At 44.7% G+C, this 16503-nt stretch carries 13 protein-coding genes; 4 read left to right on the forward strand and 9 right to left on the reverse strand.

The features are described from left to right. Positions 1-15 precede the first annotated feature (15 nt). A complete protein-coding gene (locus I3249_RS03070) occupies positions 16-675 on the reverse strand; it encodes a YcxB family protein (RefSeq protein ID WP_101206317.1) in 660 nt (219 codons plus the stop codon). 498 nt (positions 676-1173) lie between these two features. Between I3249_RS03070 and serS the strand changes: the two genes are divergently transcribed. The 4 genes from serS to I3249_RS03090 all read left to right on the forward strand — a co-directional run bounded on the left by serS (position 1174) and on the right by I3249_RS03090 (position 6674). Continuing rightward, entirely contained in the window at positions 1174-2460 is a 1287-nt protein-coding gene (gene serS / locus I3249_RS03075; protein ID WP_238068522.1) for a serine--tRNA ligase, read from the forward strand. Positions 2461-2755: 295 nt separating this feature from the next. Further along, positions 2756-4753 (forward strand): transketolase, encoded by a 1998-nt coding sequence (gene tkt / locus I3249_RS03080; protein WP_238068523.1) that lies wholly within the window; start codon positions 2756-2758, stop codon positions 4751-4753. Positions 4754-5024: 271 nt separating this feature from the next. Then, a complete protein-coding gene (locus I3249_RS03085; protein WP_201608107.1) occupies positions 5025-5567 on the forward strand; it encodes a hypothetical protein in 543 nt (180 codons plus the stop codon). A 60-nt stretch (positions 5568-5627) separates the two neighbouring features. Continuing rightward, complete coding sequence (locus I3249_RS03090; RefSeq protein WP_238068524.1) at positions 5628-6674, forward strand: NERD domain-containing protein; 1047 nt, start codon at positions 5628-5630, stop codon at positions 6672-6674. A gap of 27 nt (positions 6675-6701) precedes the next feature. On the opposite strand, the gene I3249_RS03095 is transcribed toward I3249_RS03090, so the two are convergent. The 8 genes from I3249_RS03095 to adhP form a co-directional block, all read right to left on the reverse strand. Further along, positions 6702-7673: a peptide ABC transporter ATP-binding protein gene (locus tag I3249_RS03095; protein WP_238068525.1), complete on the reverse strand. Its 972-nt coding sequence runs from the start codon at positions 7671-7673 to the stop codon at positions 6702-6704. Next, complete coding sequence (locus I3249_RS03100) at positions 7670-8737, reverse strand: ABC transporter ATP-binding protein (protein WP_201608112.1); 1068 nt, start codon at positions 8735-8737, stop codon at positions 7670-7672. Before I3249_RS03100 ends, I3249_RS03095 begins: the two co-directional genes overlap by 4 nt. Position 8738: 1 nt before the next feature. Beyond that, positions 8739-9653 (reverse strand): ABC transporter permease subunit, encoded by a 915-nt coding sequence (locus I3249_RS03105; protein ID WP_165597402.1) that lies wholly within the window; start codon positions 9651-9653, stop codon positions 8739-8741. 140 nt (positions 9654-9793) lie between these two features. Further along, the gene (locus I3249_RS03110; protein WP_238068526.1) at positions 9794-10810 is read right to left on the reverse strand and encodes an ABC transporter permease subunit; all 1017 of its coding nucleotides are present in this window, start codon (positions 10808-10810) and stop codon (positions 9794-9796) included. 195 nt (positions 10811-11005) lie between these two features. Beyond that, positions 11006-12646 (reverse strand): ABC transporter substrate-binding protein, encoded by a 1641-nt coding sequence (locus tag I3249_RS03115; protein ID WP_102092275.1) that lies wholly within the window; start codon positions 12644-12646, stop codon positions 11006-11008. 459 nt (positions 12647-13105) lie between these two features. Beyond that, positions 13106-14734, reverse strand: a complete 1629-nt coding sequence (locus I3249_RS03120; protein WP_238068527.1) for a GMC family oxidoreductase N-terminal domain-containing protein — start codon at positions 14732-14734, stop codon at positions 13106-13108. A gap of 190 nt (positions 14735-14924) precedes the next feature. Continuing rightward, a complete protein-coding gene (locus I3249_RS03125; RefSeq protein WP_101206326.1) occupies positions 14925-15251 on the reverse strand; it encodes a DUF779 domain-containing protein in 327 nt (108 codons plus the stop codon). Between the two features lie 200 nt (positions 15252-15451). Then, positions 15452-16480: an alcohol dehydrogenase AdhP gene (gene adhP / locus I3249_RS03130; RefSeq protein WP_178379299.1), complete on the reverse strand. Its 1029-nt coding sequence runs from the start codon at positions 16478-16480 to the stop codon at positions 15452-15454. Between the last annotated feature and the right edge of the window lie 23 nt (positions 16481-16503).

Genomic DNA, 16503 nt, shown 5'->3' on the forward strand with positions numbered 1-16503 from the left:
GAGACCTCATTACATTTACGCTGGTGGCTGCAAGTTTTCAGGATTTAAGCCTTTCACAGGAACCACTTCTTGTAAATGTTGACGTATCGTATCGATAGGAAACTTCTGTGCTTGCAAGCGTTTCGGTACGATTTGGCTACCTTGTTGACCTTTTAGCTCAAACATCATAAAGATATAGTCATCAGTCTCATCCCAGCTCTTGATAGAGGTCCAAGGAATAACTGCTTGCTGAGTCGCGCCTGCACGCATTTGCATACCGCGCATTTGCGAGTTTTTCATCATATCAGGCTGGTTGCTTGGCATCGCCATGACTAGACCATGCTTTTGTACACCTAACTTCATTTGGCGCATTTCATCTGGCATCTCTTGGTCGGCCACTTGTTTGTCAAACTCTCTTTTTACGTACCATTTAAAACCTAAAGTACGCGCCAATAGATATATCACCACACCAACCAGCATTAACCAAAAGATAATGGTTGAATAGCCTGTTACAAAGATAAGTCCTGCAATAGCAAGTACCACAACCACTGCCATGATGATCCACTCTTTGGTCTTAAAGCTTGATAAACCAAAAGACGGGCTGGCACTGGCAAACAGTTCATACTGTGCTTGGTGGAATTCAGCCTCAGTTAGGTTTAAGGCGACAGGTTGGAGCGTGTAGGGGTACAGGGCCATAAAGGTTTCTCAAATACTTATATTAAAAGCGTTGGATTAAAACTGCCAAAGCGAAGCAGCGATGCTGTACTTGGCTAGAAGTGAATAAAGGTATGCGCTTATCTTACCGAAAAGTACTCCTAAATGAAACATATAAGCAAGACTGTTCACGGATAGATGTCATATTAATGACGTAGTTCACGCTCTATACTCAGTTTATTCAGACTAGACGAAAGCAAAAGTGAGAAATTAGAATTAGAATAACTTGCGATAAGCGATTGGCATAATGAACAAAAGCTAGTGAAAGTCAGCCAAAAACAGGGAAAAGCAGTCAAAGATATCCAAAACATGGTCAAATCTGCCGTGTCTTGGTATTATAGCGTCTACAAGATATGTTGATATAAAACATAACGTCATAGCCGGTTATCACAAAGACTGTGATAGCGATGCGCTAGGCAATTACTCTATAAATAATACTTTTAAACCTTTTACTCACCTTTAGTGTTACAGGCAACTACTATGATTGATCCGAAACTCTTACGCGGCGATTTAAGCGACCTACAGCAGCAGCTAGCCACCCGTGGTTATGAGCTTGATATGGAGTTCTGGCAGACGATTGAAAACGAGCGCAAGTCTCTACAAGTCAAAACCGAAGAGTTGCAATCGCGCCGTAATGCTGGTGCAAAGCAAGTAGGTGCCCTAAAAAAATCAGGCGAAGATGCCAGTGAGCTATTGGCTGAGATGCAAAGCGTTAGCGGTGAGATTAAAGCTGCGGAAGACGAGCTACGTACTCTGCAGGAGCGTATCACTCAAGCAGCCTTGCAAATTCCAAATATTCCGGCGGCGGATGTACCAGTCGGTACGTCAGAAGACGATAACGTAGAAGTGCGCAAATGGGGCACGCCGCGTGAGTTTGATTTTGAAATTCAAGATCATACGCATATCGGTGAGACGCTTGGTATGCTGGACTTTGAGGCAGCGACCAAATTGACTGGTAGCCGTTTTAACGTGTTAAAAGGACAATTGGCGCAATTGCATCGTGCACTAATTCAATTTATGTTGAACACGCACACGATGAAGTACGGCTATCTTGAGACTTATGTGCCTTATATCGTCAATAGCGATAGCTTGAAAGGTACGGGTCAGTTGCCTAAGTTTGAAGATGATTTGTTTAAGCTGAGCAATCACACGAATAACGATGAGATAGATTTTTATTTGATCCCAACTGCTGAAGTGCCAATGACCAACTTGGTACGTGGCGAGCGTTTGGATATTAAAGAGCTACCGCTAAAATTCACCGCGCATACGCCATGTTTCCGCAGTGAAGCGGGCTCACACGGGCGTGATACTCGCGGCTTGATTCGTCAGCATCAGTTTGAAAAAGTGGAAATGGTCAATGTCGGTACTAGCGATCAGTCTGATGACCTATTAGAAGCGATGACAGGACAGGCTGAATATATCTTGCAGCAGCTTGAGTTGCCATACCGTACTGTACAGCTATGTACGGGCGATATGGGTTTTGCCGCACAAAAGACTTATGACATCGAAGTATGGTTGCCAAGCCAAGATACCTATCGTGAAATCTCTAGTTGCTCTAACTGTGGTGATTTCCAAGCGCGCCGTATGGGTACGCGTGTCAAAGATGGTAAGCAAACCAGCTTAGCTCATACTTTAAATGGTTCAGGTCTAGCGGTTGGTCGTACGCTACTAGCAGTGATGGAAAATCATCAAAACGCTGACGGCAGCATTACGATTCCAGAAGTATTACGTCCGTTTATGGGCGGTGCTGAGACTATTTCAGTTTAATAAACTGACTATAAGTAATGAGCTGCTTGTCACTTAGATCACTCGCAGCTTGTTGTTTATAACTTAAATCAAAGTCCGTCATTGCTTATCGTTTAACAAAACTGATGTGAGTCATTGCTAAATATAAACGGTCTTGTCACCGCATTTTTGGCTAGGCTCATAGCAAATATGTTAATATTGCATTTTTATTTTATAGCCTATCCATTGAGGACGCCTGTCGCGTTTTTGATGGATTATCCTCTGAGTAAACTCTCCTCTTATCTTTATACGACTCATTCGAATATTAGGACACTCTATGCCAGCTCCAATTAGCGAACGTAAACTAGCCAATGCCATCCGTGTACTGTCGTTTGACGCAGTTCAAAAAGCCAACTCTGGACATCCGGGTGCGCCAATGGGCATGGCTGATATTGCCGAAGTTTTGTGGCGCAAATTTTTGAAGCACAATCCAGCTGATCCTAATTGGCACAACCGTGATCGCTTTGTACTGTCAAACGGTCATGGCTCGATGCTTATTTATTCATTGCTACATTTATCAGGTTACGATGTGAGCGTTGATGACCTTAAAGGTTTCCGTCAGCTGCATTCAAAAACCCCAGGGCATCCTGAACTTGGTTACACGCCTGGTGTAGAAACGACGACTGGTCCACTAGGACAAGGTATTGCTAATGCCGTTGGTTTTGCAATCGCAGAAAAGACGCTAGCCGCACAGTTCAACCGTGACGGTCATAACGTTGTCGATCATCATACCTATGCGTTCTTGGGCGATGGCTGCTTGATGGAAGGTATCAGTCATGAAGTTTGCTCACTGGCTGGCACGTTGGGTCTTGGCAAACTGGTATTCTTCTATGATGACAATGGTATCTCAATCGATGGTAACGTCGAAGGCTGGTTCACCGATGATACCGAAGCTCGCTTTGAGTCTTACGGCTGGCAAGTGATCAAAGTTGACGGTCATGATACTGATGCAATTACGCAAGCGACTGAGCAAGCGATTGCAGAGACTGCTAAGCCAAGTCTAATCATTTGTAAAACCACGATCGGTGCTGGTAGCCCGAACAAACAAGGTCTAGCCGCCAGTCATGGTGCTCCACTTGGTGATGACGAAATCGCCTTGACCCGTGATGCACTATCTTGGAAGCATGCTCCATTTGAATTAGATGACGAAATCTATGAAGCGTGGGATGCTAAAGCCAAAGGCGACGTTCAGCAAAAGAATTGGGACGCAGACTTTGAAGCGTATCAAAAAGCCTATCCAGAGCTTGCTTCAGAACTATCACGCCGTCTAAATGGTGAATTGCCTGCTGACTTTGCTAGTCAAGCGCAAGCCTATATTCAGCAAACGCAAGAAGCGGGTGGGGATGTTGCTAGCCGTAAAGCGAGCCAAAACGCTATCAACAGCTTGCAGCCATTATTGCCAGAACTATTGGGTGGTTCAGCCGACCTAGCTGGCTCGAACCTGACGCTATTCAAAGGTGCTAAAGGCATCGAAAAAGATGCTGACGGCAACTATATCTATTACGGTGTACGCGAATTCGGTATGACTGCGATTGCCAATGGTATCGCATTGCATGGCGGCTTTATCCCTTACGTAGCGACGTTCCTCATGTTTATGGAATACGCACGTAACGCAGTACGTATGGGCGCACTCATGAAGCAGCGCGTCATCCACGTCTATACCCATGACTCTATCGGTCTGGGTGAAGATGGCCCAACGCATCAGCCAGTTGAGCAATTAACTAGCCTACGTACCACGCCAAACCTACGTACATGGCGTCCGTGTGATGCGACTGAATCTGCGAGTGCTTGGGTAGAAGCAATCAAATCAGAAAACAACCCATCAGCATTGATCTTTAGCCGTCAGAGCTTGCCACATCAAGCACGTGATAGCGAGCAAGTCGCTAACATCACCAAAGGTGGCTATGTACTGGCAAAAGAGCAAGGCGAGCTACAAGCAATCATCATCGCCACTGGTTCAGAAGTTGGCTTAGCGATGGAAGCGTATGAAAAACTAAGCGCAAATGGTGTTGGCGTACGTGTAGTGTCTATGCCATGTGCTGAGATTTTTGTCGAGCAAGATGCTAGCTATCGCGAAGCGGTATTGCCTGCCAATATTCGTGCTCGCGTCGCAGTAGAAGCCGCGCATGTAGATTACTGGTATAAGTTCGTTGGTCTAGATGGCAAAGTCATCGGTATGACGACTTATGGCGAATCTGCTCCTGCTAGCGACTTGTATAAAGAGTTTGGTATCACGACGGATGCTGTGATTGAAGCGGTAAATAGTTTGGTGTGATAGACCTAACTTAGTTAGTGTTTAAAAAAAGAGCCATCAGAGAAATCTGGTGGCTTTTTTTATGGCTTAATCTTTGATTTTTCTTTTGGTCTGCTTTCATCAATATGGCTATCGGTAAAATAACTGCTGCAATCAGTACTAAATTCTGTGCCTCAACATGATGATTTAGTGGTAAATTAGAATAGACTGATTGCTCACGAAGCTAAGTTTCACGGCTTGTGCAGCTCTCATATAAAAATAAATTATATGACTACAGAACTGGAAAAATTAGATGGATAGTATCGAACTGGCAAATGCTATTACATGGCTAAAACAGATTGAACTAAGTGAAGGCTTGATAGCAGCCTGCATAATCGGAATATTTGGACTGTGCGGTATTCTCATTACTCAGAGAGCTGAACGCAAGAAGGAGTATGAAGCCTTTTTGAGAATAAAGTTTGAGGAAGTGGTTTTTAGACTGGTTGATTTTGCAGCCATTATTCAGGAAGTTCAATCCAAAAGTTTTTCAAGCAATTGCGATGAAGCTTTAGACGTTGATGAATTTTATAGAGAAGGTGGCAAGATAGAAATATTAATAGCTTTATATTTTCCAGAGCTTGAGAAAAAATATGAGTTGTTTTTAAATGCAGGGGGAAACCTGATAAATGCACAGCATGAACATGAAGTTAATCCTAGCGATAGTACTTTAGATGTACTTAAACAGCTTGATGAAGAATATGATCGGGTTTATAAGAGTTTTTATAAACATATCAAATCATGTTCTTCTGCTTATGCCAAGCCTTTAAAGCATCGTAAGAGAGTGCTGATTAATTAAATTTAAAGAGTTTTGGTATTACGCTTAGCACATTCTATAACCATTCTAAAGATCGCTATTATGTCCCTAAAATCCAGTTTTAAAGGTTTCCTAGGTGAAACCGTCATCAATGTTGCCATGTGGCTCAAGCTTGAAAAAGATGTTTATCACCGATTAAACGGTATTACCTTGCCAAGAGCCAATGGTGGCAGTACCCAAATCGATCATATCATCGTCTCTGTGTACGGCATCTTTGTGATTGAGACCAAAAACTATAAAGGCTGGATATATGGTAGCGAGAACCAAAGACAGTGGACACAAGTTTTCCAAAATGGAAGTAAATTCAAATTCCAAAATCCATTGCGCCAAAACTACTTGCACATTAAGACGCTCGCAGATTTATTAGGCTTAGAGCTGAGCTACTTCCATTCGATGATTGCTTTCATCGGTGAGTGCGAATTAAAAACCCGCGATGAGTTGCCCGAGTATGTATTGACGAGTGGGATGGTCTCGTATGTAAAGAAAAAGCAAGATAAGATACTCACTGAAGATGAGGTTGCATCTATCGTTGAGCAGATTAATAGCAATAGATTTAGTAAGTCTTGGCGTACCAATAGAGAGCATAAAGCCTATCTAAAAGACAAGCATAGCAATCCAAGCCAAAATACGAATAAGCAGCCTAGCGGTAACGCTAATGATAAACCAATTGCTAAAGTGGCTAATAAGCCTATATCCGAGCCGATAGTAAAAGAGACCGCTAAACGAGCTATTCTAAAAAGTAGAGAAGTGCATCGATGGTCTGGTCAGACTGAAGTTGAATCTACCGAGTTACCAATTGATAGTATGGACACTCAGCAGGCAGTCACTCAGCATACAATTACATCGCACGATATTGCTGATAAGGTTTTTCTTACGCCGTTTGAAGTTATGGATCCTGAACTAGCAGCGAGTTCCTCTGCGACAGTTGAGGTGATAGACCATAAAGCTGATTTAATTCAAACACCAACCTGCCCAAGGTGTAACGGTGAGATGATAAAGCGTGTGGCAAAAAAAGGCCTGAATCAAGGTCAGACCTTTTTTGGTTGTAGCCAGTTTCCTAAATGTTGGGGTGTGGTGAATATTGATTAATCGTTAGTTACCTTAATCTTATTCACCTTAACCATATATCTCTTCTAAACGTAAACAAGCAACCAATCGACCGTCCCATTCGCGCAGTTGTGGCTCTACCTCGCTGCATTGCTGCTTGGCATAGGGGCAGCGTTTATGTAGCGCACAGCCACTTGGTGGATTAAGCGGACTTGGTAGCTCACCTTGTAGGGTCAAATCGTTTTTATGGCCGTTTACCTTTGGTGCAGCAGCTAGTAACGCGATGGTGTAAGGATGTTTTGGCGCATTATAAATCGCTTCTTTCGGGCCGTGTTCAACAGCTTGACCCAAATACATCACCATCACATCATCAGCGACGTGGCGCACGACCGACAAATTGTGCGAGATGAAAACGTAAGCGGTACGATACTCATCCTGCAAATCCATAAATAGATTTAAGACTTGCGCCTGAATAGATACATCGAGTGCGGAAGTTGGCTCATCAGCGACGACGATTTTAGGGTTGAGCATCATGGCGCGGGCGAGGGCAATACGTTGACGCTGACCACCCGAAAACATATGCGGATAACGACCAGCGTGTTCGGGACGTAGACCGACATGTCTCATCATCTCGTTGATTTTGTCGCGCTTTTCCTCTTTAGACAGTTTGGTATGGATATCCAATGGTTCTGTCAATTGATAGCCAATGGTATGACGCGGATTTAAGCTACCATAAGGATTTTGAAAGACCATTTGAATTTCGGTACGCAACTCTTTTAGTGCCTTTCTGCTATAGCCAGTGGTGCCTTCATCGTTGATAAATAGCTCACCATGTGTGGGCGCTTCAATCAGTGTCAACTGGCGGGCAAGGGTAGATTTTCCGCAGCCTGATTCACCAACGACGGCCAGTGTCTTGCCAGCTTCAAGTTCGAAAGAGACACCATTGAGCGCTTTCACGTACGCTTTTGCTTTGCCCAGACCTTGTGATACTGGGTAGTGCTTGTGTAGATTATCTGCTTTTAGGACCACTTTATTACTCATACTTGTGACTCCAAGGTAGCAGCGTGAGAGGGGCGAGAAGTAATATTAGAATCAATACAACGCACCTTGCCATTGGGTGTATCTAAAATAGGTGGCGGTACTTCGCAAGCAGGTTCTTTATACGGGCAACGAGGAGACAGTAAGCAGCCGCTTGGGCGATCGTATTGACTTGGCACGACACCGGGCAAGCTGTTTAGACGGTCTTGACCGATAGCGAGCTCTGGGATGGCTTGCAGTAATGCCTCGGTATAAGGATGAGCAGGATTTTGGAAAATCTCTGGCACGGTACTGGTTTCAACCACTTGTCCCGCATACATAACCGCGACATCACGCGAGTTTTGTGCGACCAGTCCCAAGTCGTGGGTGATCAATACCATCGCCATTTGTTTTTCGCGTTGCAATCGGCTCAGCAAATCCATGATCTGCGCTTGTACCGTGACATCGAGCGCAGTGGTTGGCTCATCTGCGATAAGCAGTTTTGGCTCACAAGCAATGGCCATCGCAATCATAACCCGTTGACTCATACCGCCTGATAGCTGATGCGGATAGACTTTGAGACGGTTTTTGGCATCGGGCATTTCGACCAACTCTAGCAGTTCTAAGATGCGTGTTTGTACTGCTGCGCCTCGTAAACCAAGATGCTTGCGTAGAACTTCACCTAGCTGCATCTCAACCGTAAAGCTTGGATTTAGGCAAGACATCGCATTCTGAAAAATCATAGAGATGTCTTTACCAATGATGCCGCGTCTCTCTTTGGCTGACATACTGAGCATGTCTTTATTATCAAAGACCACTCGCTGTGCGCGAACGGTCGCAGAAGGTGGTAATAGACCCATCAGCGCCATCATAGTGACCGATTTACCTGAGCCAGATTCGCCGACGACAGCGATGACTTCACCTTGGGTTATCTTTAAAGACACATCGTCGACTGCGCGAAAGGCACGCACCCCTTGTCCAAAAGTAACCGACAGGTTTTCGATATCTAGCAATAACGGAGAGTCTTTTGTTGATGCGCCATTCATAGACGTATGAGTGATAGGCGTATTAATTAATGGTTCAGTCATCTTAAGTCACCTGCTTTAATTTAGGATCTAGCGCATCGCGTAAGCCATCACCAGTCAGGTTAATCGATAGTGCAGCCAAGAAAATAGCGACACCCGGCCAGATTGCTAGCCAAACATTACTTTGAATATATTGACGCGCCGTACCTAGCATCGCACCCCATTCGGCATCAGGTGGCTGTACGCCAAAACCTAGGAAACCAATCGCACCCGCTTCTAAAATAGCAGACGAGAAAATCATCGTTGCCTGTACGATAAGCGGTGCCATACAGTTGGGCAAAATAGTAATAAACAACAATCTGAGCACGCCAGCGCCCATCACTTGTGAGGCAATAAAATACTCACGTTGTAGCTCTACCATTGCTGTGGCACGAGTCAGACGAATAAAAGGCGGTGTACAGACCAGTGCGATCGTAATAATCGTATTGGTCATAGATGGCCCTAAGATAGCGGCAATGATAATCGCCAATAGCAAGCTCGGATATGACATCAGGATATCATTGACCAACATGACCGCCTTGCCCCAGACCTTTGGCCAAAATGCTGCACTCAAACCTAATGAGATACCAACCAACATCGCCAGAGTCGTTGCGCTTAGACCGATAAATAATGAATAACGTGCGCCATACATCACTCGAGACAATGTATCTCGGCCCGCATCATCAGTACCTAGCCAAAACATCGCATTGCCACCATCTAAAAAGGCAGGCGGCAATTGCTCTTGACCAGTGAACAACTCATAAGGATCGTGAGGGGCAATAGCAGGCGCAAGTATGGCAACTAGAACCATTAATGCCAGTACAATAAAACCAATCACGGCGCCTTTGTTTCGGCAGAACGTCGATAAAAATAGCTGCCAAGATGACGGCGGTATGGCTGCCATCAGGTTGACATCAGAGGGGAGAACAGAAGGCTTCATGAGCATTTCCTATAGTGGCTAGCGCATTGGATTCGTTTGGGCTTCCTTCCTAACAGTCATTAGAAACCTGCCAAAAACCTTCAAAACCATGCAATCGCTATTCGTCACTACTTATAATATGAGTATTTACTAATGTTAGATTAAGAAGTATGTCGAATACGTGGGTTGATAAGACCATACAAAATATCAATAAATAAACTAACCAAAATCAGGGCAGTGGCGACCAGTAAAATACCGTTCTGTACAATAGGATAATCACGAGTGAAAAATCCATCAAGTAGCCAATTCCCAACGCCTGGCCAACTAAAGATGGTCTCGGTAATAATGGCACCTGCGAGCAATGTTGCCATCTGTAAGCCAACGACGGTAACCACAGTAATCAGGGCATTACGCATCACGTGGACCAGTATCACTCGGCGTGGAGATAAGCCTTTGGCTCGTGCTGTACGCACATAATCCTCATCTAACACCTCTAGCATCGCAGAGCGTGTCATCCGTGCAATCATGGCTAACGGAATGGTCGATAAGGCAATAGAGGGCAATATAAAGTGTTTGACCACGTTCCAAAACGCGCCAGGCTCTCCTGAGCTTAGTGAGCCGAGTAACCATGACCCATACAGTGGCTGCACATCTAAAAACTGTGCGACAGATATCACCCCAGCGACGGGCAGTAGACCTAAATAATGAGCGAAGATACCAGTCAGGATGGGACCTAATAAATAGATAGGCATAGAGTAGCCTGCCAACGCGCCTGACATGAGGGTGTAATCAATCCATGTACCACGGCGCAAGGCAGCAAAGATGCCTAAGCTAACACCAATGACACTAGCGATAACAATAGCGCATAACGCCAACTCTAAAGTAGGAACAAAGTGGGCAAAAAAATCTTGTAATACGGGGGTACGAGTACGAAAAGACTCGCCAAAATCACCCGTCAAGATTCCAGTCAGATAATCCCAATATTGGGCTACAAGAGGTTTGTCTAACCCCAGTCGCTCTAGGGCGCGAGCGTGTAGCTCTGGATCGACCATACGCTCGCCCATCATAATCTCAACCGCATCTCCAGGGACGAGACGAATCAGAGTGAAGGTCGATAGGGTCAAGCCAAGATAGACAGGAATGAGAATAGCGATTCGACGCAGAATATAAAGTAGCATGGGCTGCTCAATAGTTGTGTTTCAATGATTAGAGTATTAGCGATGATGAAGAGATCCGCGACAAAGCGCTTAATTCATATTATTCATATCATTTATATAAATTCGGCTGGAGCAGAGTATCTGACCCAGCCGCACTTATATGAATGAATAAAATGAATAAATTGCTTACGTCGTAACGGAATTAATCAGTCAAGGTTATTCAACTTTTACACCATCGAAGCGTATTGAGCCAAGTGGGCTGATTTTATAATCGACAACGTTTGGTGCGGTGAATACGGTCACTACCGAGTGTGCCATTGTTGTCCAAGGAAGCTGCTCTTTGAATATCTGCTGAGCTTGCTCATATTCACTGACACGCTCATCTTGATTGTTAATCTGACGGGCATTGGTCACCAAATTATCGAAGTCTTTGTTACACCAGCGCGAGTAGTTGTTACCACCGACCGCGTCACAAGACAATAACGAACCAAGCCAGTTGTCTGGATCACCATTATCGCCAGTCCAACCTGCTAGAATGACATCAGGCTCGCCTTTAGCAGCGCGTTTTAGGTACTCGCCCCACTCATAAGTCACAAGTTTGGTATCGACGCCAATCTTCGCCCAATCGGCTTGTAGCATTTCAGCCATTAGCTTGGCATTTGGGTTGTACGGACGCTGAACTGGCATATACCACAGATTGATAGAAAGATTATCCGCGCCAGCTTCTTTGATTAGTGCTTTTGCCTTTTCGACGTCGTAAGGCGCATCTTTAAGTGACTCATCATAGCCCCACTGCGTAGGCGGCATTGGGTTGGTTGCCTTGAGGCCTTCGCTCTGATAAACCGCATTGATAATAGCGTCTTTGTTGATCGCCATATCTAATGCTTGACGCACTTTAAGATCGCTCAGTTGAGGTTTTTCTACGTTATAACCGACATAGCCGACGTTGAAGCCAGGCTGATCCAGAACGGTGGCTTTACCTGATTTTTTAACAGATTCGATTTCGGCAGGTTTTGGATAAGCGGACACGTGACATTCGCCAGCTTGCACTTTTTGAGCACGAACAGCTGAGTCTTTAGTGATGACAAACACTAAGTTGTCGATATAGATGTCGTCTTTATTCCAATAGTCTGGGTTTTTGGTATAACGAATTTGCGCATCTTTTTGATAAGAAGTAAAGACGAAAGGTCCAGTACCGACGGGCTTAGTATTGATATCAGCAGCATTGCCAGAGGCTAGCAATTGATCTGCGTACTCAGCAGAACCAATATAAGCAAAAGGCATCGCTAGGTTCTGTAGGAACGGCGCATTGGTTTCGCTAAGGGTGATTTTTACCGTATAGTCGTCAATCTTTTCAATATTAGAGATAATATCAGGTAGTCCCATGCCGACCGAATATGGGAATTCAGCAGGATAAGCTTTGTTAAATTCAAAGTCTGGGTCAGTGATACGTTCTAGCGTAAAGACAATATCATCCGCGTTGAAATCGCGAGTTGGAGTAAAGTAGTCAGTTGTACCGAACTTAACCCCTTTACGTAGATTAAAGGTATAAGTCTTGCCGTCTTCGCTAATATCCCAGCTCTCCGCAAGTCCTGGTTGAATCTCAGTCTCCGCTCTTTTGAATTCTACCAAGCCATTATAAATAGGGAAGGCACTCGCATCAAAATCCGTACCTGAAGTATATTGCGCTGGATCGAATCCAGCAGGGCTACCTTCTGAGCAATAGAGCAATGTTTTGGCGGCTTTGGCATCTGAGCTAGCAGCAGAATCGTCGGTGGTCTTGTTGTCTCCACTACAGGCGCTGATACCTAAGACAAACGTCGCCAACATTGTAAGTTTGAAGAGTGATTTTTGCATTATTACATCCTATGTAATGGTAGGTAGGTACTCATCTATCCATATGTTCATACTCGAGCATGAATACGATGAGAAAGCGTTTAATGACCTCTAAAGCATCTATCTATGCATTATTTCATATATACAAAATAAAACATATTAAAGGTTGTTATAACTTTAAATTATATAGATGGAAACTAAAAATATAAATAAGTCGTTCGAATATACTCTCTTAATCTGTGATAATGCAAGCTATAAATAGACTAATTTTGATAAAAAATGCACGGTTTTGCCGTATTTAGTATCAATAAGATATTAAATACTAGATTCTATGGCTTTATGTTTATTTATTCTAAGTAGCAAAGAGACACGCTTTTAAATTGCTCACCAGTTAAAATTTTACTAAGTGTAAACAATTAGAAATAATAAAGTTATGTCCCTTTGACGTGCCCAAATATAAGCCGTTTACCCAATACAGTGTTAAACAGGGCTATGATTCGCTTTAATTAAATCGGCTATTTTTTCGGCAATCATGATAGTTGGCGCGTTGGTATTGGCGCTAATAAGCGTTGGCATCACTGAAGCGTCGATAACTCGCAATCCGCTCACACCTCGTACCTTCAATTCCAAATCCACCACAGAGCTGTCATCTGAGCCCATGCGGCAAGTGCCTACTGGGTGATAGATGGTATCTGACTTATTACGGATATAGCCGAGCATGCCGTCTTTTTCGAGGTAAGGGGCAGGGTAGTCTTCAGTGATGTACTTAGCGAGTGCAGACTCTTGCATGATGGCGCGAGTACGCTCGGCACCGGCAACCATATACTCTACGTCTTTTGGATGCGACAGATAGTTTGGATCGATCAAGACAGCATCGGAGGGGTCGGCTGAGTCCAGTCGTACAGTGCCTCGACTTTCAGGTCGTAAGTAGCAACTGTGACAAGAGACAGCAAATCCGCGTCTGAGATCGCGACCGTGCTCTATCACGCGCGAGATGACAAAGTGCAGCTGTGTATTTGGCCACTCCTTTGGGTCATCACCGACGCTAAAGAACGCACCTGCTTCTGCATAGTTGGTAGACAGCAGCCCTGTACCGTCTTTTCTCCACTGCCGAATGCTTTTGGTCAATGTCGAAATCGATGCCATGCCAATACCGATGACGTCAGTCGTATTGACCTCGTAATCAAAGACGATGTCTAAGTGATCCTGCAAATTACCACCGACTTCAGGTGCATCTACTACCACATCGATACCATGAGACTGCAAATGCTCTGCAGGGCCAATACCTGAGAGCATCAGGACTTTGGGCGAACCAAATGCGCCACCTGATAGTAGGACTTCATGACGCGCCGTGACAGTATGTTCGACACCGTCTTTTTCGTAGACGACGCCTGTCGCTTGATTGTCTTCGATAATGACGCGGTTAGCCTGCGCATGAGTGATGACAGTTAGGTTGGAGCGGTTTTGGACAGGATGTAGATAGGCGGCCGCGGCAGAGCAGCGTTGGCCTTGTTTTTCACCATGGAAATGAGTGACTTGATACAATCCTGTACCGTCTTGCTTTTCGCTATTAAAGTCGGTGTTATGATCTAGGCCATTGGCAATCGCAGCTTCTACGAATGCTTTTGAGATGTCTCGTGGACTGAGTAGGTCGCTAACATGCAGCGGCCCGCTATCGCCATGTAGGTCATCGCTACCACGAACGTTATTTTCAGCTTTGATAAAGTAGGGCAGTACATCGTCAAATCCCCAGCCAGTACAGCCTTGCTCCACCCAGCGCTCATAATCTAGCTTACTACCACGTGTATAGATCATGGCATTGATAGCTGATGATCCGCCCAAACATTGTCCACGCGGCTGAAAACCTTTACGGTTATTAAGGTGCTCTTGCGGAGTAGTATGAAAGCACCAATTGTTCAATTTCAGCGGTTTACCAGGAACCATCAGAATCAGTCCAGCAGGTACGCGTACTGCTAGATCTTTGCCATCACCGCCGTACTCTAATAAACAGACACTGATATCTGGGTTTTCAGTGAGACGGCTAGCGAGCACGCAACCTGCTGATCCACCACCGACGATGACATAGTCAAATGTTGTGTCAAATTCCATTTTATATTCCTTATAGCATCCATGCTAATTAAAATAGGGTACGCTTTACAGTAACTATTATTCTGCTGAAATAATAAAATAAAAATGACTCTGCGGTATCTGTTTGCGTCAATATCGTAGGACAAGCTAAGACTGTTATATTCGGTACATCGTCTGGAATTAATGCTACTTAATGTTGCGTCAAACGTCCTTATATCGCACAGATTTCTGAGCGTACGATAAAGCGTTTGCCTTCAGGGATTTCTAACGAAAAACTCGCACCGCGCCCATTGACGACATCAATGGTGAGATCCGTATGTTGCCATAGATTGTACTGTGCCTTACCCATATAAAATGGACAGCCAGCAAGCTCACCAACCAACACATCCTGACCACCCACTTTGAACTCTCCTAATGGATAGCACATGGGCGAGCTACCGTCACAGCAGCCACCTGATTGATGAAACATCAGCTCACCGTGCTTAGATTTCAATAGCTCAATTAACGCTTTACAAGATTCTGTTGCTGCCAGTTTCATATCGTACTCCTTCTTATGGCCCATCCATGGTTTATATAATTGCTCTCTAGTATCAGTATGCCACAGTCAAATCAAAAAGGTCGCATCATCTTCAGACACATCACAACTGGCATATGACTAAAAAGATACGACCTTCGGCTGATAATTGACAGTTGGAATAACTATGTAATAAGCTTATAACACTGTCATTTTACTATCCGTTATTGATTATAGTCGATGACGATACGACCTTCGATTTTGCCATTACGCATCCGCTCAAAAATATCATTGATGTTCTCTAACGGCTCAGCTTTGACGGTCGCTTTGACTTTGCCAGCCGCTGCCATATCTAACGACTCTTGTAAGTCAAGACGTGTGCCAACGATAGAGCCGCGTATGGTGATACCATTGAGTACAGTATCAAAGATTGACACCGGGAAGTCGCCAGTGGGGAGCCCGTTACATACTAAAGTACCACCGCGACGTAACATGCTTAAGGCTTGATCAAAAGCTTTTGATGATACTGCAGTGACTAACACGCCATGAGCGCCACCGATTTTTTCTTGTAGCAACTCGCCTGGGTCTGTATTTTTGGCATTTACCGTCACTGTTGCCCCCAGCTTTTTGGCGAATTCAAGTTTTTCGTCATCAATATCAACAGCAGCAACATTGAGCCCCATGGCAATGGCATATTGTACAGCCATGTGACCAAGGCCGCCGATACCTGAAATAACAACCCAGTCGCCTGGCTTGGTGTCGGTCATTTTAAGACCTTTATATACCGTGACGCCCGCACATAAAACAGGGGCAATCTCAATGGAGTCGACACTCTCAGGAATAATGCCAACATAGTTGGCATCTGCAAGGACGTATTCTGCAAAGCTACCGTTCACTGAGTAACCAGAGTTTTCTTGCTTTTTACATAAGGTTTCCCAGCCACCCAAGCAATGCGTACAGTGACCACAAGCAGAGTATAGCCATGGCACACCAACGCGATCACCTGCTTTGACATGAGTTACGCCGTCACCGACCGCCGTGATCACGCCAACACCTTCATGACCTGGGATAAATGGTGGGCTTGGCTTAACAGGCCAGTCCCCCTCAACCGCATGCAAATCAGTATGACAGACGCCTGAGGCGTGCATTTTGACAACTATTTGCCCAGCACCTGCGGTTGGAATGTCGACTTCTTCGATTTTTAAGTCTTGACCGAACTCATGTAATACAGCGGCTTTCATTTTGTTAGTCATAATAAGCTCTCTTTTATGGGTGA

The organism is Psychrobacter sp. Ps1 (assembly GCF_022129425.1).
Lineage (GTDB): Bacteria > Pseudomonadota > Gammaproteobacteria > Pseudomonadales > Moraxellaceae > Psychrobacter.